The sequence below is a fragment of the Agromyces larvae genome (assembly GCF_022811705.1).
Classification (GTDB): domain Bacteria; phylum Actinomycetota; class Actinomycetes; order Actinomycetales; family Microbacteriaceae; genus Agromyces; species Agromyces larvae.
In genome coordinates this window covers 1,485,180-1,500,460 of the sequence record NZ_CP094528.1, presented here as the reverse complement: position 1 = coordinate 1,500,460, position 15,281 = coordinate 1,485,180, and the positions used below count along the sequence as shown (strand labels likewise).

Genomic DNA, 15,281 nt, shown 5'->3' with positions numbered 1-15,281 from the left:
CTTGGCCGCCTGAATCGCGCGGGTGTCAGGGATCCCCTGACACCCGACGAGATGCCTCATCGGTCCCTGATCCTCACTTCGAGATACTTGCCCGCCGTCTTGTACGTGCGCAGCAGCTGATCGACCGAGAGGTCGCGTACAGCGTTCAGATCAACGATCTGCCACGGATCGGCTGGCACACTCTCGGGCTCTGCGACCGGGAGCGGCGCTCGTGCGGCGCGCTCGACGCCGGGACGGTGCCAGAGTCGGGACTTCGAAGCTCCGGTCGGAACCCAGCCCATCGCCTTGAGCGCTTCGGTGGTTCGGTAGTCGCTGAGCCCGGTCCATCCGGCTAGCTCGCTCGCCTTGACGCTCGTCGGCGAGGAGTGCGCGCGAAGCGCCGACTCGATCGCCTCGATGGACGCCTGGCGTGATCCTGAGCGCTTGTCGGTCGTCTCGACGTAGCGCTCGTCACGTACCGTCTCGGTCGGCCTGCCGTCGGTGCCGACGGTCCACAGCGGGATATCGGCGCGGTGGACGCGACGGCCCACCCGGACGTTGCCGCGGACGTCGCCCGCGGTGCCGGAGGACTTCGAGCAGTGGAAGTAGCCGCACGACTCGCACGCGTAGACGTGCAGCTGCACGTCGCGCTGCTGCTTGACTCGGTCGACTTCGGCGAATGCGGCTTCGAGCGAGCGATGCTGGATCTTCTCGGGGAACTGATGGCAGCGGTGAATCCGGGCGGTGGTCGGAGTTGGGCTTGCGATCGTCACGGGCTGGGGTCGTCCTCTCTTCGAGATTCACGAAAAGCGTCGCTGTACCGCTCATGCGCAGACTGACGGGTGATCCCGAGCGCCATCCCGATATGCGCCCACGACCTTCCCACCGCGCGCTGCCCCGCAACCGCGACCCGGATCGCATCCTCCAGCTCGGTACGCAGTGCCACGAGCTCGGCGAGTTCGTGCTCGTCGGCATCCGCGACGCGTCGACCCGCGCCGCGGAGTGCCCGACGCGCGAACGCGAGGTAGTCGAGCGTCTCGCGCTCGCGTCGACGCCGGGTGGCCATCAGGCCGTCACCGCCACCGATGCGGGGAGCGCCGTCAGGTTCAACCTGACAGAGGGTTTGTGATCATCCCCGCCCACGCATTGCAGCGGTTGGCTGGCCCGTTCGAGGCTGGCTAGTCTTGCGGCCGATCCTTGGGAGCCAAGCGATTGGTCAGCGGCTCGCCAGGATGCAGCACGAGATCGAGGAACTCGTCCCAGTCCCATTCGAAGAACTCCGCAAGCAATTGCAGCTGCTTGAGGTCGAAGGGACGCCAGGGTGGCGTAGGGGGCCCGCCTCGTCTGCGTTGAACGCCGAGATACTGGCCGATCAGGTTCTTGTGGATGCCGAGCACATCGGCGATCTGTACACGGGTGACACCCCGCTCGGACATCAGAGTTCCGACCACACGGGCGGCGCTGAGAGCGATGCCGTTCAGCGGCTCCCGTTCTTCCGTGTCGATCATGCATCAAGAGTACCCGGCCCGCTCTAGTGGAGAGAACTACTCAAAATACGACTATATCACTGATTTTAGTTGCAAGACACGCGGGGATAGGCGTACTACTCGAAATATGGATTCCGACACCTCTAGGTGGGTAGATGTGGCCGGGACAGTGCGAGCAGAAATGGCACGTGCGAATCTCAAGGTCACCCAGATGATGGACGTGCTCCACGTGACACGTCCCACGGCGTACCGCCTGTATCACGGCGCGCGACCGTACAACCTTCAGCAGATCGATCAGCTCGCGGCGTGGATCGGCGTCGAGGTGGACGACCTCATCAGGGAGAAGACGCCGTGAGGGGCCCGGCGATGCGTGCACGCGAAGCCGCCGCGTATTGCGGCATCGCGTACCAGACGCTGATGAACCTCCGCAGCCTCGGTCAGGGACCGCGAGGCGAGGTGCACGGCCGACTCGTCGTGTTCCACGAGGACGACCTCGACGAGTGGAAGCGGCAGTACTTCACTCGCGAGGCTGCGCGTGACGCGGTGAAGCTCGAGCACGCCGAGCCGTAGCACCCACCTCCCACTGGCTGATTGAAGGGCAATCGTCATGGCGACAACACACCCGCCGGTAGACCTCGAGCAGGCTCCGCTCATGGTGCTGCGGCACGTGCTCTGGCACTTCGGCGACGCGAACCTGGGCCTGCGGCCGTCGCACTTCGTTGAGCGGCTGCTGATGCTGTTCGCCGCGGCCGACGAGGTGAACTTCGTCCGGCTGCGTCGCGAGTTCCCGGAATACGCGCACGCGTTCACCGTCATCCAGCGCGTCGAGGGCGGACTCGACCGGGCGCGCACGATTGTGATGGACGCCCTCTGATGGGCCGGCACGTCGCGCCGAGCCCGCTCGCCCCGCTCGAGCGGGCGTACGAGCCGACGCACGTGTGCGAGCTCCTCGCATGCGGGAAGCGGGCGGCGGGCATCGTGGTGTGCCAGAACTGCCGGTGGACGGTGTTCTGCTGCAACGCGTGCTGGGTGCAGGGGTTCGTCCGTTGGCCGCATGGGCCTGTGCGGCTGAGCTGCGGTGCGGTGGGGCATCCGTTCGGGCTGTTCCGGTTCGAGCCGTTCCGAGACTGGTGATGGACGTGCTCGGCGTGGACCCGTCGCTGACGATGACCGGGATGGCGAAGAGCGAGGCCGGGCTGGTGTCCGCCCGCCGGTTCGCGACGTCGCCGGTCGAGGGGCTTGCCGGGATGCGGCGGCGGATCCGGTGGATCGTGCGGGCCGTGCTGGCGTTCGCGCCGGCGGAATGCGTGACGGTGATCGAGGCGCCGGTGCTCGCGTCGGGGGGCATGTCGGGTGAGTTCGTCGCCCGGTGCGGGCTGTACCACTTCCTCGTCGACCAGTTGTTCGTCCGCGGCCCGGTGGTCGCGGTGGCCCCGCCGACCCGCGCCCTGTATGCGACGGGGAGCGGGCGGGCTGGCAAGCGGGAGGTGCTCGCGTCGATGCGGGCCAGGCACCCCGACGTGCTGATTCCCGACCACAACGCTGCCGACGCGCTCGCGCTGTGCGGCATGGGTGCCCGCTGGTCGGGGCATCCGATCGATCCCGGTCTGACCGGGCGCCCGCTGGAAGCGATGGCGACACCGGCCTGGCCACAACTCAAGGGGGACGCATGACAGTCAACATCTCCGGCCAGGTGCCGGGCGAACAGCAGAACGGGCTCGTCGACGTCGAGGAGGAGCTGCTGCACGAGCGCACCCCCGACCCGATGCTCGCGGTCGTGATCATCGAGCGGGCGGCGCTGCGGTTCAACGACCTGAAGCAGGAATGGTCCGCGGTGATCCGGTTCCGTCACATCGAACCGTTGGACGGCAAGCAGGCGGATGTCGCGCGCGGGCTGCTCGAGGCGGCGTACCAGGAGCGCGGCGGCGACTCGCTGCCCGCCGAGCTCGACCTCGAGGACGACTGATGGCCGCGACGAGGGCACGCAAGCCCGCGACGGCGAAGTCCGTGAAGTCGGCGCAGCCGGAGCTCGTGGCGTCAAGCCGGGTGCGGAAGCGGCAGTACGGCCGCAACCACGCCTACTACCTGATGACCGACCACGGTGAGGTGAAGCTCGACGGGGTCACCACCCTGATCGGTGACGGGATGCGGAAGAAGGCGCTCGAGGAGTGGGCCGGGAACGAGACCGCGAAGTACGCGGTCGACCATTGGGACGAGCTCGGCGAGCTGTCCATGTCGAACCGGCTCGAGACGCTGAAGAAGGCCCGCTACCAGGTGCGTGACGAGGCTGCGGCGCGCGGCACGCTGGTGCACGCCCTCGCCGAGCGGATCGCCGCCGGGCAGGAGGTCGAGGTGCCCGACGACATCGCCGGGCATGTGGAGTCCGCGGTGCGGTTCCTCGACGAGTGGCAGATCCGGCCGGTGCTGTCGGAGGCGACGGTGTGGAGCGAGGCGGGCATGTACGGCGGCACCCTCGACGGCGTCGCCACGTCGGACGTGTGGGACGCGCACCCGGCCGGCGGCCGGGGCGTCGAGCACCGGGTGATCCTGTTCGACTGGAAGACGAACCGGTCGGGCATCTTCGGTGAGACCGCGCTGCAGCTGGCCGGGTACGGGAACGCCGAGTACTTCGTCGGCGTCGACGGCGCGGATCACCCGGTGAGTGAGCTCGGCATCACGGATCACTGGGCGATCTGGGTCCGGGCGGACGGGTACAGCGTGTATCCGATGGAGCGGGGCCCGCAGGTGTTCCGCACGTTCCAGCTCGTGGCATCCGTGGCCCGCCGCACCGGCACCCGGGATGCGATGGACGCGCTCAAGGGGCCGGAGTTGCGGGCGGACGGGGTCGCGGCATGAGCGACGTGGAGGTGTACGAGCCGCGCGCGTCGGTCGTGGACTTGGTCGAGAAGGCGCGGGAGATGGATGCCGCGTATCAGATCGCGCAGAAGCTCGCGCCGACCGCGTTCGTGCCGGCCTCGTATCGGGGGAAGGTCGCCGAGACGGCTGCGGCGATCGTCGCGGGCGCTGAGCTCGGGTTGCCGTTGATGGCGGCGCTCCGGTCGATCGACATCATCGACGGGACGCCGGCGCTGCGGGCGATCACGTTGCGGGCGCTGGTGATCAAGGCGGGGCACGAGATCTGGGTCGAGGAGTCGACGTCGCAGCGGGCGATCGTGAAGGGCCGGCGGGTCGGGTCGGATCACGTCGCCGAGTCGACCTGGACGATGGACCGGGCGAAGAAGGCGGAGCTCGCCGGGAAGAAGAACTGGGCGAGGTATCCGGAGGCGATGCTGATCGCGCGGGCCACAGCGGATGTGGTGCGGCTGATCGCGCCGGAGGTGATCCTCGGCCTGCCGTACACGGCGGAGGAGGTCGGTGACGGCGCGTTCGACGAGCCGGTCGCGGGGCCGGATGCTTCGAAGCCGGCGCCGCGGCGGACGGCTCGGCGTGCGGCGCTGCCGCCGAAGCAGGTCGAGCCCGTGGCATCCGTGCAGCCGAAGGCCGACGTGGTCGACGTGGAGCCGATCGCCGAAGCGTCCGCTCCCGACCCGGTTGATGCCTCTGCGGGGCGTGACGAGCGGGAGGTCGCTGCGAAGGCGCGGGAGGCGTTCGAGGACGAAGCGCCGCCGTTCGACGACGTGGAGCCCGACTGGGGTGGGGAGGCACGCCCGTGACCGATGAGCCTTCGCAGGTCGTCGACGCCGACATCGTCGATGAGGAGACCGGCGAGGTCGCCGACGCCCAGCCCGACCGGGTCGTCGACGAGCAGGTCGAGTCGCCGGAGACGATCCAGCGGTGGACGGAGTACGTCGCCCGCCGGGTCGCCGCGGCTCGCCCGCCGGACGGCGCGCAGGTGAAGACCCCGGACTCGATCGTCGCGGACCTGGAGATGCTCGGGCATCTGGCGGCGCAGAACGTGCGGATCCTGCGTGAGGCGGATCGGGCGCGTCGGGTCGCGATCCGCCAGCACAAGCTCGCCCGTGCGCGCGCGTTGAAGGATGCGCAGGGCACGGTCGCGGAGCGTGAGGCGGCCGCTGATCTTGCGACCGCGGTCGAGTGGGAGCGGGCGGATGATGCGGAGATCGCGTACGACTACGCCCGGTCGATGGCGCGGTTGGTGGAGCAGCGGACGTCGGCTGTGCAGACGCAGTCGAAGCAGGTGGAGTTGACGTATCAGCTCGCTGGGCGGGGTGGGGCGTGATGGAGCCTGATGAGGGTGTCAACCTCTCGCATTACACCGCCGAGCCGTTCGTCTTCGACCGGACGCGGACGTACGACCAGACCGAGTTCGGCAACGGCAAGCCGCGCGGCCTGTGGCTCAGCGTCGACGGCGAGGACGACTGGCCCGCATGGTGCCGCAACGAGCAGTTCCGCCTCGAGACGCTGGAGCACCGGGCCGTGTTCACGATCGCCGCTGACGCGGAGGTCCTCAGGATCGGGAACCTCGGCGAGCTCAAGGCGTTCACCGCCGAGTACCGCGATCATCCGGCGTTCGCCGGCACCGATCTCGGATCGCACTGGATCGACTGGCCGCGCGTCGCCGCCCGATACGACGGCATCCTCATCACGCCCTACCTGTGGGACGCCCGCTACGACCTGAACTCGATGTGGTACTACGGCTGGGACTGCGCCAGCGGGTGCGTCTGGAACCTCGCTGCGCTCGTGCCGGCTGACGTGCTCGAGGTGACGTCATGAGCCAGGTGGAGCGGCTGCGCGCCGCGATCCTCAAACTCGAGACGCTGCGCGCGGAGATTACACCCGGACCGTGGATCGCCGAGTACAGCGGCGAGCAGGGACACTGCGTCATCCCGGCCGACGCAGACTCGACACGCGAGGCGATCGCGCTGACCCGGCTCTACCACGCGGCGTACGACGCCGAGCTGATCGTCACCCTGCACCGCACGATCGACGCGCAGCTCGCGATCCTGCGGAACCGCCTTGAGGTGTACGGCGAGGACGTGACGCCGTATGGGTTCCGGGAGTCCACCGACCGACTCGCTGACGCGATCCTCGGGGGTGCGTCGTGAGCCGGCCGGAGTGGTGGGAAGTCAACGTCGGCAACCTCATCGCGGCCGGCCCCGAAGCGGTACGTGCCGAACTCGAACGCCTCCAGACCGAGCGTGATGCGGCGCTGCGCGACCTCGAGCGCGCCCGTGACCTCGCGGCCGGTCTCGAGCAGGAGCTCGCACACGTGGAGGGCCGATGAGCACGTCAGCGCAGCGGTGGGAATCGAAGGTCCGCCAGGTCGTGGAGGACGCCGGCTTCCTTCTCGCGATCGACATGGATCATGCAGGTGTGTTCCGGATCATCACACGGGATGAGTTCGCGACGGTCGCGCATGTGACGGTGACGCATCGGGGGTTCACCGCGTTCGTGGTGGGGTCGCGGGTGAAGGTGCGTGAGGTGTCGCCGTTGGTCGATGAGCTTGAGGCGTATCGGCGGGAGGCGGCGGGGTGAGTAGTCGTGTCGTTGTGAAGCGGACGACTCGTACGGAGTCGTTCGAGGGTGTGACGGTCGCTGATGTGACGGTGGGCACGCTTCGGATCGTTCAGGGGGAGAAGGTCACGTTGATCAACGGGCGCGACTGGGTGGAGGTGGTGTCCGTACCGGATGGGCGCCCGGAGGCGGAGTGGTCTGATGGGTGAGGCTGACGACGCTGGGCGGATGGAGGCCCGCATCCGCGAACTCGAAGCCGAGAATCAACGGCTGACCGAGTTCGGGGAGGCTGCTGTGATTCACGCAGCGGAGAGCAACGATCAGATCGACGTTATCGAAGCTCTCGCCGCGCAGATCGAGGCGGCCGACGAAGCTCTCGACAAGTCGCTGTGCGGCTCGATGCCCGACCACGACGCGGTCTACGGCATCCTTTCCGCCGATTCCGAGGTTCGTGCCCGCATCCTCGCCGAGCACGACGCGCGAGTGCTCGAAGAGGCGGCGGATGCGTTCGCAGTCGTCCCGCACCCATACGAGGGCGGCGTGACCGGCTGGCTCCGCGCCCGTGCCGCCGAGAAGCGAGAGGAGCAGGGCTGATGGGACAGGCGAAGTACGCGCAGTGCTCAACCTGCGGGCACCGAAGCATCGGATGGTCGTACCGCGAGGCGACCGAGCGGCACCTCGCGCACATGGCCGAGGCGCATTCCGAAATCAAGCTCGGTGTGGTCGTCACCCAGCACACAGGCGAGTTCGAGCAGGAGGTCGAGTGATGAGCACCGAAGCACGAGCCGAAGCAGAACGGCGGCACGCGGCAGGAGAACTGTACGCGCTGGAGAAGAGTCGTCTCACGACGTTCGTGGAGGGTGCCGAGTGGCAGGCGTCCCGCCCGGTGACCGACGCCGAGGTCGAGGCGGCGGCACGTGCGCTCAACGTGGAGGGGTGGACGTGCAACGGCGGTGAGGACGAGCCGGGGAATTACGACTCGTGCCCTGACTGCAAGCGCGTGTGTGACCCGCTCGCCCGCGTCGCTCTCGAAGCCGCTCGTACCACCCGACAGGAGGCCAACGATGCCGAGTGACGACCTGCGCGACCGGATCGCGCGAGTGCTTGCCGACCAGTTGGATGTCACGCACGTTGATATCAACAGACCACCGTGGATCGTGACGATTTGGGGCATGGCCGACGCGATCCTCCCGCTCGTGGAGGAAGCGGTACGCGAGGAACGGGAGCGGTGCGCGACCATCGCGGACTCATTCAAGTCGCCCTATGCCCACCCCGACGACCTGACCGATGTTCAGTACGGGGAGACCGCGACGGCGGCAGCCATCGCGTTCGCTATCCGTACCCCTGAACCGACCAAGGAGGGGTCATGAGCCTGCAGGTCGTGTCGACGCGTTGGAGGGAGGGGCGATGAGCTTCGACGTGCAAGCAGGCCTCGACTGGCACAACTACACGTCCAACATGCACCGGTTCTTCCGCGACTTCGACGCATACCCGCCCGACTGGGACGGCATGGACCGGTACGAGGTGGCCGAGCGGATCGACGCCGCGCTCACGATGATCGAGTCGAACGACCTCGGGGCGCTGAAGGCTGAGTACGACGCTCCGAACGGCTGGGGCAGTGTCGAGACCGCGATCGGGTTCCTGCGCAGTGTGCGGGACTCGTGCCGCCAGGTGGTCCCGAAGAGGGTGCGGGTGTTGTCCTGATGCCTGGCCGACCCCGCACCTGCACCCATGATGGATGCCACAACCGCACCGTCGCCCGACGTCTCTGCCGCACCCACTACCAAGCCGCCTGGCACGCCGGCCTACTCGGCGACCACGCCAAACTCCCCACCCGCCCCCGTCACCGCATCGTCTGCCCGCCCGACCACAAGCATGCGGCGTCCTCCACCTGCTACATCCAGCACCAGTGCCGATGCGACCCGTGCACCGACCACCACACCGCCATGCAGCGCCGTCGCGACAGACTCAAGGCATACGGGCGGTTCGACACCGGTCTCGTCGACGCCGAGCCAGTTCGCGAACACCTCCTCATGCTCGGCGAGCACGGCCTCGGCTACAAGCGCATCGCCGGCCTCGCCGGCCTCGGAGTGACCCCAGTGCGGACCATCCTCTGGGGGCGGCAGGATCCCGGACCACGGAAAGGTGAACTGCCGAAGCGCGTCAAGCGGGAAACCGCCGAGCGGATCCTCGCCGTCCGCCCCAGCCTCGACCTGCTCGGCGACCGTACGCTCGTCTCGGCACGACCGTACATCCGACGCATCCGGGCGCTCATCGCTGCAGGATGGACGCAGCGAGAACTCGGCGTCCGCCTCGGCTGCGGAACCAATCTGTGCACCACGCTCGCCAGCTACGAACGCCAGAGCCGACGCCACCGCACGTACCAGATCACCGCAGCCCGCGCCCGCGCCATCGTCGCGCTCTATGACGAGCTGAATCTCATCCGGCCGACCGGCGTCGCGGCCGACAGGTCGCGCGCCTATGCGGCCGCCCGCGGGTGGCCCGACCCGTGGGCGTGGGAGGTCTACGACAACGACTTCGACCGTCCCTCTCCTCCGTTCGCGAAGGCGAGTACAGCATGACCGGCGTCTCGGGCCACGTCGCCCGCCTCGTCGACGACCGCGACCAGTTCCGGTGCGTACGCTGCGGCGCGTTCTTCATCGTCGGATCCCGGCATCACCGGCAACGACGCGGCAGCGGCGACCACACCCCGCCGAACCTGATCCTGCTCTGCGGGACAGGCACGACGGGATGCCACGGCTGGGTCCACGCACACCCGCAACGGGCACGCGCGAACGGCTGGATCGTGCCGGTGGAGAACCGCGCCGACCCGACCGAGATCCCCGTGCTCGTCTTCCCTGGCGTGTGGCAGATGCTCCTGCCGGACGGCACGACGAAGGGCATTCCATCCTCGGAAGCCCTGGAACTACTGGCCGTGTTCGGGCTGGTGAAAACGGGAGAGGTGACCATCTGATGCGCATCCGAACCATCAAGCCGGAGTTCTGGCGGTCGAAGACGATCGCCTCCTTGGACTGGGAAACACGGCTCGTGCTGAAGGGGCTCGAGTCGTACGTCGACGACAACGGGGTGGGCAAAGACGACCTCGCTCTGATCGCCGCCGATGTCTTTCCTCGCGACCTCTCCGCGAACCCTCGCGACACCCTCGCGAGGTTGTCCGAAGCGATTTCCGCGCTCTGCATCAACGGTTTGGTGGTGCGATACAGCGTTGAAAGTGAGGATTTGCTCTACATCGACCGATGGAAGTCGGTGCAGCGAATCGACAAGCCGGCACGCGGACGTTTTCCCAGACCAGACGGCACTTTCAACTACGAATCCGATGTGATTCGCGAAAGTTACGCGAGCCCTCGCGACACCCTCGCGCCTGTAACAGGGGAACAGGGGAACAGGGGAACAGGGGAACAGAAGAAGAACTCTTCATCGACTGACGTCGATGGTGCATCAACAGATGCATCAATCGATGCACTCGACGTACCGGTCGAGGCACCGAAGGTCACACCATTCGATGCGTTCTACGCGGAGTACCCCCGGCATGTCGGCAAGCAGGCGGCAGCGAAGAAGTTCGCCGCGCTCACCCGCGGTCATCCGGAACTCGTCGGGGCGATCCTCGACGGCGTGCACCGGTACGCGACCGACCCGAACCTGCCCGACAAGAACTACATCCCGCATCCGGCGACCTGGCTGAACCAAGGCCGCTGGGATGACGAGCCGCTGCCGCCACGCGTCGTGCCGATGCGAGACCGCGAGAGCTCGCTGGACGCCCTCATGGCGAAGTACGACGAGGAGGAACCTGATGCTGAAGAAGCACACCGCGACGATGCTCGCGCTCGCCGCGCGGCTCGATAGCCGCATCATCGTCACCGAGCCGATGGTCGACGCCTGGCACGAGGTCGTCGGCGACCTCCACAGGGACGACGCCCGCAGCGCGGTGATCGAGCACTACCGGCACGAGACCCGGCAGGTGATGCCGGCCGACGTCCGGGACCGGGCCGCGCTCGCCGAGGAGGCCCGGATGGCCGACTACGAGCGCGACCGGTTCGAACGGGTGCTCGGCGTGCTCGGCATGACCCGCGACGAGTGGATGTCCAACGCGCACGACCCGGGCTGGGTCGAGGCGCAGCGGGTCCGGTACGAGCAGCTCACGACGGAGGACGGCTCGTGACGATGACGGCGGATGCCCCGGCCGGGCAGCGGACGCCCCCGTTCGACGAGCAGGCCGAGCGGAGCGTGCTCGGGTCGATGCTGCTGTCGCGGCGGGCCCTGGTCGAGGTGCTGGCACTGGTATCGGCCGAGGACTTCTGGGTGCCCCGGCACGAGCTCGTCTTCGCTGCGGCCGCCGCGCTGGCCGACCGTGGCGACCCGGTGGACCTGGTCACCGTCAGCGATGAGCTGACCCGTACCGGGCAGCTCGAGCGGGCCGGCGGGGTGGGCCTGCTGTCCGAGGTAACGAGCGAGGTTCCGACGGCGGCGAACGCCGGCTGGTACGCGGAGATCGTGCGGGCGAAGGCGGTGAAGCGGCGCCTGATCGACGTCGGCGCCCGGATCACGCAGCTCGGCTTCGCGGACGACGAGGACCCTGCGGCCGCGATCGAAGCGGCCCGTGCTGCGGTGGATGCGGCGGGCCGGGAACGGCTCGTCGAGTTCGCGCCGATCGGCGCGAAGTTCGGTGACTTCGTCGAGGACCTGTCGCAGAAGCCGCGGTTCGTGCCGACGCCGTGGCGTGAGGTGAACGAGTACATCGGCGGGCTGCGACCGGGGTGCTTGTACGTGGTCGGCGCGCGTCCGGGCGAGGGGAAGACGATGGTCGGGGTGCAGATCGCGCACGAGCTCGCCGGCACCGGCCCGGTCGCGTTTTCGTCGCTGGAGATGTCGACCGAGCAGCTGCTCACCAGGCTGGTCGCGTTCCGCGGGAAGGTGCACCTGGGGCCGATGTCGCGGCACGAGCTGTCCGACGAGGACTGGGTGAAGGTCGCCGGTGTGCGGCACGAGGTGCAGCATCTGCCGCTGTTCATCGACGACCGGTCGGGGGTGACGATCTCGCAGATCACCGCGTTCGCCCGGGCGGTGCGGCAGCAGCATCAGCGGTGCGCCGGCGTCGTCGTGGACTACCTGCAACTGGTGCCGTCGCAGGAGCGCGGCCGGCCACGGTGGGAGGTCGTCGGCGAGCACTCGCGGCAGATGAAGATCCTCGCCCGCGAACTGGACTGCCCGGTCGTGGTGCTGTCGCAGCTGAACCGGGAACCGGTGGGCCGGGTTCGGCGGGCGCCGACGATCGCGGATCTGCGGGAGTCGGGTGCGATCGAGCAGGACGCGGACGTGGTGCTGCTGCTGCAGCGTCAGCTCGAGGCGGACGACCGGCCTGGTGACCGGTTGAACGTGCACGTGTCGAAGAACCGGCACGGGAACACCGGGATGCGGTCGCTGCTGTGGGAGGGCCAGTTCGCCCGGGTGGTGTCGCAGACGTGGTTCGGCGGGTGGGATCCCGTCGTGCCGGACTGAGGAGGGTGGTCGAGATGGGTGCGAATGACGCTGCTGAGATGCTGGAGGTCGCGAATGCGGAGATCCTGCGCCTCGAGCGGGAGACCGATGAGCTGCGCGGCAGGCTCGCGGCCGGGGGGCGGTGGGCTCACCTGAGCGAGGCGCAGCTGACGAGGGCGGAAGCACTGCTCCTCGCGGTCTGCATGGGGCCGCGGCTGAACGAGGTCGGCCTGCTGACCGCCGCGGACTGGATCGTCGACGGCTTCGCGGACCTCGATGGTGACGCCGACGAGGACCACGCCGATGACGGGTTCGACGAGGAGCCGAGCTCGTGAGCATCCGCGTCGAGGTCGTCGTCGAGCTCGCGACCGTCACCGTCAACGACGACTACCGGGTCGAGCTCGAGCAGCTGCGCCGGGTCACGGACTACTCACCGCTCCAAGCCCTCGAGCTCGCGAGGGAACTCGCCGCGGCCGCATCGCACGCCGCCGACCTCCTCGAGCAGGCCGGCGAACACCTCGCCGAGACCGCGGGGAACGACCAGCCCCGAGACATCCGGGGCGACGAGATCCTGTGATGGACCTGACCGCGGAGACCGAAGACCAGGCCGAACTGCGCCTGCTCCGCCACCGTGCCCGCCGGAACCTCACGGAGGCACCCGACCTGCTCGCCCACGTCCGCGCGATCGCGATCAGCGGCCGCACCGAGAAGGGCGAGACGCTGCCCGAGTGGGCGGCGCCGATGCGGATCACCGCCGCCGACGACTCCGACAGCGTGTACGCCCAGCTGATCAACTGGGTCGGGTACTGGTCCGAGCAGTTGAAGAGCCCGCCGCCGTCGGCCACGATCATCGCCTGGTCGAACGCACGTGAAACGCAGGGCTTCCAGGCATCCACCACCGTGGAAGGCGCGCACCTGCTCACCGCGATGCAGACCCTGTGGCTCGCGGCTCGTGACGACCTGATCGCACAGTACGGCGGCTCCTACCCGGGCGCCGCGCAATCGTACTGGGCCGACGTGGACCGCATGCTCCGCGACCTGCGCAGCACCTACCCGCTCGCACCCCGCCCGCCCCGCCTCGTGCACCCACGCCCGTGCCCGTCGTGCGGGGTCGCCGCGGTCTCGGCCGAGTGGAACAGCGAGGACATTCACGACGTGCAGGTGTGGTGCTCGGCCTGCGGGCACGTGATCCCGGCAGACTCGTACGCAGGGATCCTCGAATGGCTGGAGTGACGATGACCCTCATGGTGCGAACCTGCCGGCCGCCGCTCGTCGACGGCGACCAACCGACGTACACGATCGCGGCCGCAGCCCGCCGGGTCGGCCGCACCCGGCGCACCATCCGTCGCTGGCTCGACGACGGGATGCCGCACCGGATCGTGGCCGGCATGGTCGTCATCGACCACTGGGATCTGCTCGACGCGTACCGCGCCCGCGTCACCGAGAAGCGCCGAAACTTCCGCATGATTTGAGGAATGTCACACCCCTGCGCTAGGATCTCGCTAAGCGAGCCTCTGCCCACACAAGGACAGGGGCTCTTCGCATGCCCGCCCGAGGCCCTTCCTCGGCGTTCGGGAACGACCGCCCCTTGCACCAAGGGACCGCGGTCAGCGCGGCGAGGGGCGCTCGTCACCCCCTCGCCGCGCCCCCCGCCGAGAACTCCCGGTCTCGACTCCATCACCGCACCCTCACCCGCGAAGGATGGCTCATGCTCGCGACGGATCGGGTCCGACTGCCCCACGTGCCCATCCCGACCAGGCAAGGCTCATCCGCCGCGATCCCGATCACGCACACCGCAACCCGACAGCAGGTCGGCCTCCTCGTCGTCACCGCCGCCGCACACGACGCCGCCTACCTCGCCTGGTACGCCGACCCGGCGCACGCCGGCCACGGCTACATCAGCGAAGCCGTCCGCCTCCTGCTCCCCACCCTGCTCGAGCACCGACACCGCATCATCGCCGTCATCACCCCCGGCAACGACCGCTCCCGCCACCTCGCCCAAGCCGTCGGCTTCCAGTACGAAGGCACCGCACGCCAAGCCCGCCGCGACCGCCACACCTGGGCCGACGTCGAAGTCTGGTCCCTCCTCGCCGCCGACACGTGAGCCCCCGCAGATCCATCACCCTCTTCGCCCTCGCCGTCGCCCTCATCCTCCTGATCGCCTGGGCCACCGCCCCACACTGACCGAGGGCCACCGATGAGCAGCCACCACAAGCAGACCCGCCGCTTCAAGCAACTCAAAGCCGACTTCCGCGCCGAATGCGAAGCCACCGACGCACCCTGCTGGATGGACGGCATGCCCATCGACTACACCGTCCCCGACGGCACCACCGACGACAGCTTCGAGAACGACCACTACTACCCGGTCTCCACCCACCCCGAGCTCCGCGAGGACCCGGCGAACTTCCGCCCGTCGCACTCGCTGTGCAACCGGCAACGCGGCAACGGGTCACCGCTCCCGCCGCTCGGGCTGCTGAGCCGGGCCTGGGCCTAACGCGTGCTGTGCGACCGCAACTGGAACAGCCCGCGATTGTCGATCGCCACACGCCCCGCATCGACCAGCTCAGCCAGCGCGCGGAGCACGGCGCCCTCGGTAGGGCGCGGTGTGATCAGCATTCTGATGTCGCGCACGCTCACGGGATCGGGGATCTCCGCCAGTGCACGAACGCACTGCGTCTCCAAGCTGTCGACGTCCATGTACCGAGCATCCCACCTTCGCCCGACAGAACGCTGGACCACCCCGCGTCGACGCCGCACGGTGAATCTCCAAGGGGGGAGGGGCGGTCGCATCTCACAGCGTTCGGGCGCCGGACTGCCTCCCGCCCGCAGGCGTCCTCCCTCCCCGCCGTGGTCTGGCCCCCCCCCATCACACACGGAAGGCAG

General features: G+C 68.6%; 34 protein-coding genes. 30 read left to right on the top strand and 4 right to left on the bottom strand.

What is annotated here, in order from left to right; all coding sequences use genetic code 11:
* Positions 1–56: 56 nt before the first annotated feature.
* Positions 57–752, bottom strand: a complete 696-nt coding sequence (locus tag MTO99_RS07100) for a hypothetical protein (RefSeq protein ID WP_243558117.1) — start codon at positions 750–752, stop codon at positions 57–59.
* 53 nt (positions 753–805) lie between these two features.
* Between MTO99_RS07100 and MTO99_RS07095 the strand changes: the two genes are divergently transcribed.
* On the top strand, positions 806–1,108 hold the full coding sequence (locus MTO99_RS07095) for a hypothetical protein (RefSeq protein WP_243558116.1): 303 nt from the start codon (positions 806–808) through the stop codon (positions 1,106–1,108).
* Between the two features lie 49 nt (positions 1,109–1,157).
* Here MTO99_RS07095 and MTO99_RS07090 read toward each other — a convergent pair whose 3' ends face one another.
* Positions 1,158–1,487, bottom strand: coding sequence for a hypothetical protein (locus MTO99_RS07090; RefSeq protein WP_243558115.1), 330 nt, complete (start codon positions 1,485–1,487; stop codon positions 1,158–1,160).
* Positions 1,488–1,647: 160 nt separating this feature from the next.
* Here MTO99_RS07090 and MTO99_RS07085 point away from each other — a divergent pair, with 160 nt between their 5' ends.
* The 18 genes from MTO99_RS07085 (at position 1,648) to MTO99_RS07000 (ending at position 8,606) form a co-directional block, all read left to right on the top strand.
* Positions 1,648–1,821: a helix-turn-helix domain-containing protein gene (locus tag MTO99_RS07085; RefSeq protein ID WP_243558114.1), complete on the top strand. Its 174-nt coding sequence runs from the start codon at positions 1,648–1,650 to the stop codon at positions 1,819–1,821.
* Positions 1,822–1,832: 11 nt separating this feature from the next.
* Positions 1,833–2,036 carry a helix-turn-helix domain-containing protein gene (locus MTO99_RS07080; protein ID WP_243558113.1) on the top strand — a complete coding sequence of 68 codons (204 nt, stop codon included), beginning with the start codon at positions 1,833–1,835 and terminating at the stop codon, positions 2,034–2,036.
* 37 nt (positions 2,037–2,073) lie between these two features.
* On the top strand, positions 2,074–2,340 hold the full coding sequence (locus MTO99_RS07075; protein ID WP_243558112.1) for a hypothetical protein: 267 nt from the start codon (positions 2,074–2,076) through the stop codon (positions 2,338–2,340).
* Complete coding sequence (locus MTO99_RS07070; protein WP_243558111.1) at positions 2,340–2,600, top strand: hypothetical protein; 261 nt, start codon at positions 2,340–2,342, stop codon at positions 2,598–2,600. Before MTO99_RS07075 ends, MTO99_RS07070 begins: the two co-directional genes overlap by 1 nt.
* Complete coding sequence (locus MTO99_RS07065; protein ID WP_243558110.1) at positions 2,600–3,139, top strand: RuvC family protein; 540 nt, start codon at positions 2,600–2,602, stop codon at positions 3,137–3,139. Before MTO99_RS07070 ends, MTO99_RS07065 begins: the two co-directional genes overlap by 1 nt.
* Positions 3,136–3,432: a hypothetical protein gene (locus MTO99_RS07060; protein ID WP_243558109.1), complete on the top strand. Its 297-nt coding sequence runs from the start codon at positions 3,136–3,138 to the stop codon at positions 3,430–3,432. Before MTO99_RS07065 ends, MTO99_RS07060 begins: the two co-directional genes overlap by 4 nt.
* Positions 3,432–4,322, top strand: a complete 891-nt coding sequence (locus MTO99_RS07055) for a hypothetical protein (protein ID WP_243558108.1) — start codon at positions 3,432–3,434, stop codon at positions 4,320–4,322. Before MTO99_RS07060 ends, MTO99_RS07055 begins: the two co-directional genes overlap by 1 nt.
* Complete coding sequence (locus MTO99_RS07050) at positions 4,319–5,140, top strand: recombinase RecT (RefSeq protein WP_243558107.1); 822 nt, start codon at positions 4,319–4,321, stop codon at positions 5,138–5,140. The genes MTO99_RS07055 and MTO99_RS07050 overlap by 4 nt, the downstream gene beginning before the upstream one ends.
* Positions 5,137–5,667: a hypothetical protein gene (locus MTO99_RS07045; protein ID WP_243558106.1), complete on the top strand. Its 531-nt coding sequence runs from the start codon at positions 5,137–5,139 to the stop codon at positions 5,665–5,667. The genes MTO99_RS07050 and MTO99_RS07045 overlap by 4 nt, the downstream gene beginning before the upstream one ends.
* Entirely contained in the window at positions 5,667–6,161 is a 495-nt protein-coding gene (locus MTO99_RS07040) for a hypothetical protein (protein WP_243558105.1), read from the top strand. Before MTO99_RS07045 ends, MTO99_RS07040 begins: the two co-directional genes overlap by 1 nt.
* Entirely contained in the window at positions 6,158–6,493 is a 336-nt protein-coding gene (locus MTO99_RS07035; protein ID WP_243558104.1) for a hypothetical protein, read from the top strand. The genes MTO99_RS07040 and MTO99_RS07035 overlap by 4 nt, the downstream gene beginning before the upstream one ends.
* Positions 6,490–6,672, top strand: a complete 183-nt coding sequence (locus MTO99_RS07030) for a hypothetical protein (RefSeq protein WP_243558103.1) — start codon at positions 6,490–6,492, stop codon at positions 6,670–6,672. Before MTO99_RS07035 ends, MTO99_RS07030 begins: the two co-directional genes overlap by 4 nt.
* Positions 6,669–6,923: a hypothetical protein gene (locus MTO99_RS07025; protein WP_243558102.1), complete on the top strand. Its 255-nt coding sequence runs from the start codon at positions 6,669–6,671 to the stop codon at positions 6,921–6,923. The genes MTO99_RS07030 and MTO99_RS07025 overlap by 4 nt, the downstream gene beginning before the upstream one ends.
* Positions 6,924–7,130: 207 nt before the next feature.
* On the top strand, positions 7,131–7,496 hold the full coding sequence (locus MTO99_RS07020; protein ID WP_243558101.1) for a hypothetical protein: 366 nt from the start codon (positions 7,131–7,133) through the stop codon (positions 7,494–7,496).
* Positions 7,496–7,669 carry a hypothetical protein gene (locus tag MTO99_RS07015; RefSeq protein WP_243558100.1) on the top strand — a complete coding sequence of 58 codons (174 nt, stop codon included), beginning with the start codon at positions 7,496–7,498 and terminating at the stop codon, positions 7,667–7,669. The genes MTO99_RS07020 and MTO99_RS07015 overlap by 1 nt, the downstream gene beginning before the upstream one ends.
* Positions 7,669–7,977, top strand: coding sequence for a hypothetical protein (locus tag MTO99_RS07010; protein ID WP_243558099.1), 309 nt, complete (start codon positions 7,669–7,671; stop codon positions 7,975–7,977). Before MTO99_RS07015 ends, MTO99_RS07010 begins: the two co-directional genes overlap by 1 nt.
* Positions 7,967–8,272, top strand: coding sequence for a hypothetical protein (locus MTO99_RS07005; protein WP_243558098.1), 306 nt, complete (start codon positions 7,967–7,969; stop codon positions 8,270–8,272). Before MTO99_RS07010 ends, MTO99_RS07005 begins: the two co-directional genes overlap by 11 nt.
* Before the next feature lie 37 nt (positions 8,273–8,309).
* Positions 8,310–8,606 (top strand): hypothetical protein, encoded by a 297-nt coding sequence (locus MTO99_RS07000; RefSeq protein ID WP_243558097.1) that lies wholly within the window; start codon positions 8,310–8,312, stop codon positions 8,604–8,606.
* Between the two features lie 101 nt (positions 8,607–8,707).
* On the opposite strand, the gene MTO99_RS06995 is transcribed toward MTO99_RS07000, so the two are convergent.
* Complete coding sequence (locus MTO99_RS06995) at positions 8,708–8,950, bottom strand: hypothetical protein (protein WP_243558096.1); 243 nt, start codon at positions 8,948–8,950, stop codon at positions 8,708–8,710.
* Between MTO99_RS06995 and MTO99_RS06990 the strand changes: the two genes are divergently transcribed.
* The 11 genes from MTO99_RS06990 (at position 8,936) to MTO99_RS06940 (ending at position 14,892) form a co-directional block, all read left to right on the top strand.
* Positions 8,936–9,484, top strand: a complete 549-nt coding sequence (locus tag MTO99_RS06990; RefSeq protein ID WP_243558095.1) for a Maf family protein — start codon at positions 8,936–8,938, stop codon at positions 9,482–9,484. The two genes, MTO99_RS06995 and MTO99_RS06990, sit on opposite strands and share 15 nt — an antisense overlap.
* The gene (locus MTO99_RS06985) at positions 9,481–9,876 is read left to right on the top strand and encodes an HNH endonuclease (RefSeq protein ID WP_243558094.1); all 396 of its coding nucleotides are present in this window, start codon (positions 9,481–9,483) and stop codon (positions 9,874–9,876) included. Before MTO99_RS06990 ends, MTO99_RS06985 begins: the two co-directional genes overlap by 4 nt.
* Positions 9,876–10,766, top strand: coding sequence for an LvrA C-terminal domain-related protein (locus MTO99_RS06980; RefSeq protein WP_243558093.1), 891 nt, complete (start codon positions 9,876–9,878; stop codon positions 10,764–10,766). Before MTO99_RS06985 ends, MTO99_RS06980 begins: the two co-directional genes overlap by 1 nt.
* Positions 10,714–11,082, top strand: coding sequence for a hypothetical protein (locus MTO99_RS06975; protein WP_243558092.1), 369 nt, complete (start codon positions 10,714–10,716; stop codon positions 11,080–11,082). The genes MTO99_RS06980 and MTO99_RS06975 overlap by 53 nt, the downstream gene beginning before the upstream one ends.
* Before the next feature lie 2 nt (positions 11,083–11,084).
* On the top strand, positions 11,085–12,419 hold the full coding sequence (locus MTO99_RS06970; RefSeq protein ID WP_243558998.1) for a replicative DNA helicase: 1,335 nt from the start codon (positions 11,085–11,087) through the stop codon (positions 12,417–12,419).
* Between the two features lie 38 nt (positions 12,420–12,457).
* Complete coding sequence (locus tag MTO99_RS06965) at positions 12,458–12,733, top strand: ATP-grasp domain-containing protein (RefSeq protein ID WP_243558091.1); 276 nt, start codon at positions 12,458–12,460, stop codon at positions 12,731–12,733.
* Positions 12,730–12,975, top strand: coding sequence for a hypothetical protein (locus tag MTO99_RS06960; RefSeq protein ID WP_243558090.1), 246 nt, complete (start codon positions 12,730–12,732; stop codon positions 12,973–12,975). Before MTO99_RS06965 ends, MTO99_RS06960 begins: the two co-directional genes overlap by 4 nt.
* Positions 12,975–13,631, top strand: coding sequence for a hypothetical protein (locus tag MTO99_RS06955; RefSeq protein WP_243558089.1), 657 nt, complete (start codon positions 12,975–12,977; stop codon positions 13,629–13,631). Before MTO99_RS06960 ends, MTO99_RS06955 begins: the two co-directional genes overlap by 1 nt.
* Positions 13,628–13,870 carry a helix-turn-helix domain-containing protein gene (locus MTO99_RS06950; RefSeq protein WP_243558088.1) on the top strand — a complete coding sequence of 81 codons (243 nt, stop codon included), beginning with the start codon at positions 13,628–13,630 and terminating at the stop codon, positions 13,868–13,870. The genes MTO99_RS06955 and MTO99_RS06950 overlap by 4 nt, the downstream gene beginning before the upstream one ends.
* Before the next feature lie 236 nt (positions 13,871–14,106).
* Entirely contained in the window at positions 14,107–14,502 is a 396-nt protein-coding gene (locus MTO99_RS06945) for a GNAT family N-acetyltransferase (RefSeq protein WP_243558087.1), read from the top strand.
* 93 nt (positions 14,503–14,595) lie between these two features.
* Positions 14,596–14,892 (top strand): hypothetical protein, encoded by a 297-nt coding sequence (locus MTO99_RS06940; protein ID WP_243558086.1) that lies wholly within the window; start codon positions 14,596–14,598, stop codon positions 14,890–14,892.
* Here MTO99_RS06940 and MTO99_RS06935 read toward each other — a convergent pair.
* Positions 14,889–15,095, bottom strand: a complete 207-nt coding sequence (locus tag MTO99_RS06935) for a hypothetical protein (RefSeq protein ID WP_243558085.1) — start codon at positions 15,093–15,095, stop codon at positions 14,889–14,891. The two genes, MTO99_RS06940 and MTO99_RS06935, sit on opposite strands and share 4 nt — an antisense overlap.
* Between the last annotated feature and the right edge of the window lie 186 nt (positions 15,096–15,281).

What these genes read in the sequence shown, in the direction of transcription:
- MTO99_RS07050 (WP_243558107.1), top strand. Translation starts at nt 4,319, where the DNA reads ATGAGCGACGTGGAGGTGTACGAGCCGCGCGCGTCGGTCGTGGACTTG.
- MTO99_RS06955 (WP_243558089.1), top strand. Translation starts at nt 12,975, where the DNA reads ATGGACCTGACCGCGGAGACCGAAGACCAGGCCGAACTGCGCCTGCTC.
- MTO99_RS07005 (WP_243558098.1), top strand. Translation starts at nt 7,967, where the DNA reads ATGCCGAGTGACGACCTGCGCGACCGGATCGCGCGAGTGCTTGCCGAC.
- MTO99_RS06980 (WP_243558093.1), top strand. Translation starts at nt 9,876, where the DNA reads ATGCGCATCCGAACCATCAAGCCGGAGTTCTGGCGGTCGAAGACGATC.
- MTO99_RS07060 (WP_243558109.1), top strand. Translation starts at nt 3,136, where the DNA reads ATGACAGTCAACATCTCCGGCCAGGTGCCGGGCGAACAGCAGAACGGG.
- MTO99_RS07015 (WP_243558100.1), top strand. Translation starts at nt 7,496, where the DNA reads ATGGGACAGGCGAAGTACGCGCAGTGCTCAACCTGCGGGCACCGAAGC.
- MTO99_RS07040 (WP_243558105.1), top strand. Translation starts at nt 5,667, where the DNA reads ATGGAGCCTGATGAGGGTGTCAACCTCTCGCATTACACCGCCGAGCCG.
- MTO99_RS06985 (WP_243558094.1), top strand. Translation starts at nt 9,481, where the DNA reads ATGACCGGCGTCTCGGGCCACGTCGCCCGCCTCGTCGACGACCGCGAC.
- MTO99_RS06970 (WP_243558998.1), top strand. Translation starts at nt 11,085, where the DNA reads ATGACGGCGGATGCCCCGGCCGGGCAGCGGACGCCCCCGTTCGACGAG.
- MTO99_RS06965 (WP_243558091.1), top strand. Translation starts at nt 12,458, where the DNA reads ATGCTGGAGGTCGCGAATGCGGAGATCCTGCGCCTCGAGCGGGAGACC.
- MTO99_RS07000 (WP_243558097.1), top strand. Translation starts at nt 8,310, where the DNA reads ATGAGCTTCGACGTGCAAGCAGGCCTCGACTGGCACAACTACACGTCC.
- MTO99_RS07010 (WP_243558099.1), top strand. Translation starts at nt 7,669, where the DNA reads ATGAGCACCGAAGCACGAGCCGAAGCAGAACGGCGGCACGCGGCAGGA.
- MTO99_RS06945 (WP_243558087.1), top strand. Translation starts at nt 14,107, where the DNA reads ATGCTCGCGACGGATCGGGTCCGACTGCCCCACGTGCCCATCCCGACC.
- MTO99_RS06990 (WP_243558095.1), top strand. Translation starts at nt 8,936, where the DNA reads ATGCTCGGCGAGCACGGCCTCGGCTACAAGCGCATCGCCGGCCTCGCC.
- MTO99_RS07075 (WP_243558112.1), top strand. Translation starts at nt 2,074, where the DNA reads ATGGCGACAACACACCCGCCGGTAGACCTCGAGCAGGCTCCGCTCATG.
- MTO99_RS06935 (WP_243558085.1), bottom strand. Translation starts at nt 15,095, where the DNA reads ATGGACGTCGACAGCTTGGAGACGCAGTGCGTTCGTGCACTGGCGGAG.
- MTO99_RS07090 (WP_243558115.1), bottom strand. Translation starts at nt 1,487, where the DNA reads ATGATCGACACGGAAGAACGGGAGCCGCTGAACGGCATCGCTCTCAGC.
- MTO99_RS07025 (WP_243558102.1), top strand. Translation starts at nt 6,669, where the DNA reads ATGAGCACGTCAGCGCAGCGGTGGGAATCGAAGGTCCGCCAGGTCGTG.
- MTO99_RS07070 (WP_243558111.1), top strand. Translation starts at nt 2,340, where the DNA reads ATGGGCCGGCACGTCGCGCCGAGCCCGCTCGCCCCGCTCGAGCGGGCG.
- MTO99_RS06940 (WP_243558086.1), top strand. Translation starts at nt 14,596, where the DNA reads ATGAGCAGCCACCACAAGCAGACCCGCCGCTTCAAGCAACTCAAAGCC.
- MTO99_RS07055 (WP_243558108.1), top strand. Translation starts at nt 3,432, where the DNA reads ATGGCCGCGACGAGGGCACGCAAGCCCGCGACGGCGAAGTCCGTGAAG.
- MTO99_RS06975 (WP_243558092.1), top strand. Translation starts at nt 10,714, where the DNA reads ATGCTGAAGAAGCACACCGCGACGATGCTCGCGCTCGCCGCGCGGCTC.
- MTO99_RS07065 (WP_243558110.1), top strand. Translation starts at nt 2,600, where the DNA reads ATGGACGTGCTCGGCGTGGACCCGTCGCTGACGATGACCGGGATGGCG.
- MTO99_RS07020 (WP_243558101.1), top strand. Translation starts at nt 7,131, where the DNA reads ATGGAGGCCCGCATCCGCGAACTCGAAGCCGAGAATCAACGGCTGACC.
- MTO99_RS07035 (WP_243558104.1), top strand. Translation starts at nt 6,158, where the DNA reads ATGAGCCAGGTGGAGCGGCTGCGCGCCGCGATCCTCAAACTCGAGACG.
- MTO99_RS07080 (WP_243558113.1), top strand. Translation starts at nt 1,833, where the DNA reads ATGCGTGCACGCGAAGCCGCCGCGTATTGCGGCATCGCGTACCAGACG.
- MTO99_RS07095 (WP_243558116.1), top strand. Translation starts at nt 806, where the DNA reads ATGCGCAGACTGACGGGTGATCCCGAGCGCCATCCCGATATGCGCCCA.
- MTO99_RS07085 (WP_243558114.1), top strand. Translation starts at nt 1,648, where the DNA reads ATGGCACGTGCGAATCTCAAGGTCACCCAGATGATGGACGTGCTCCAC.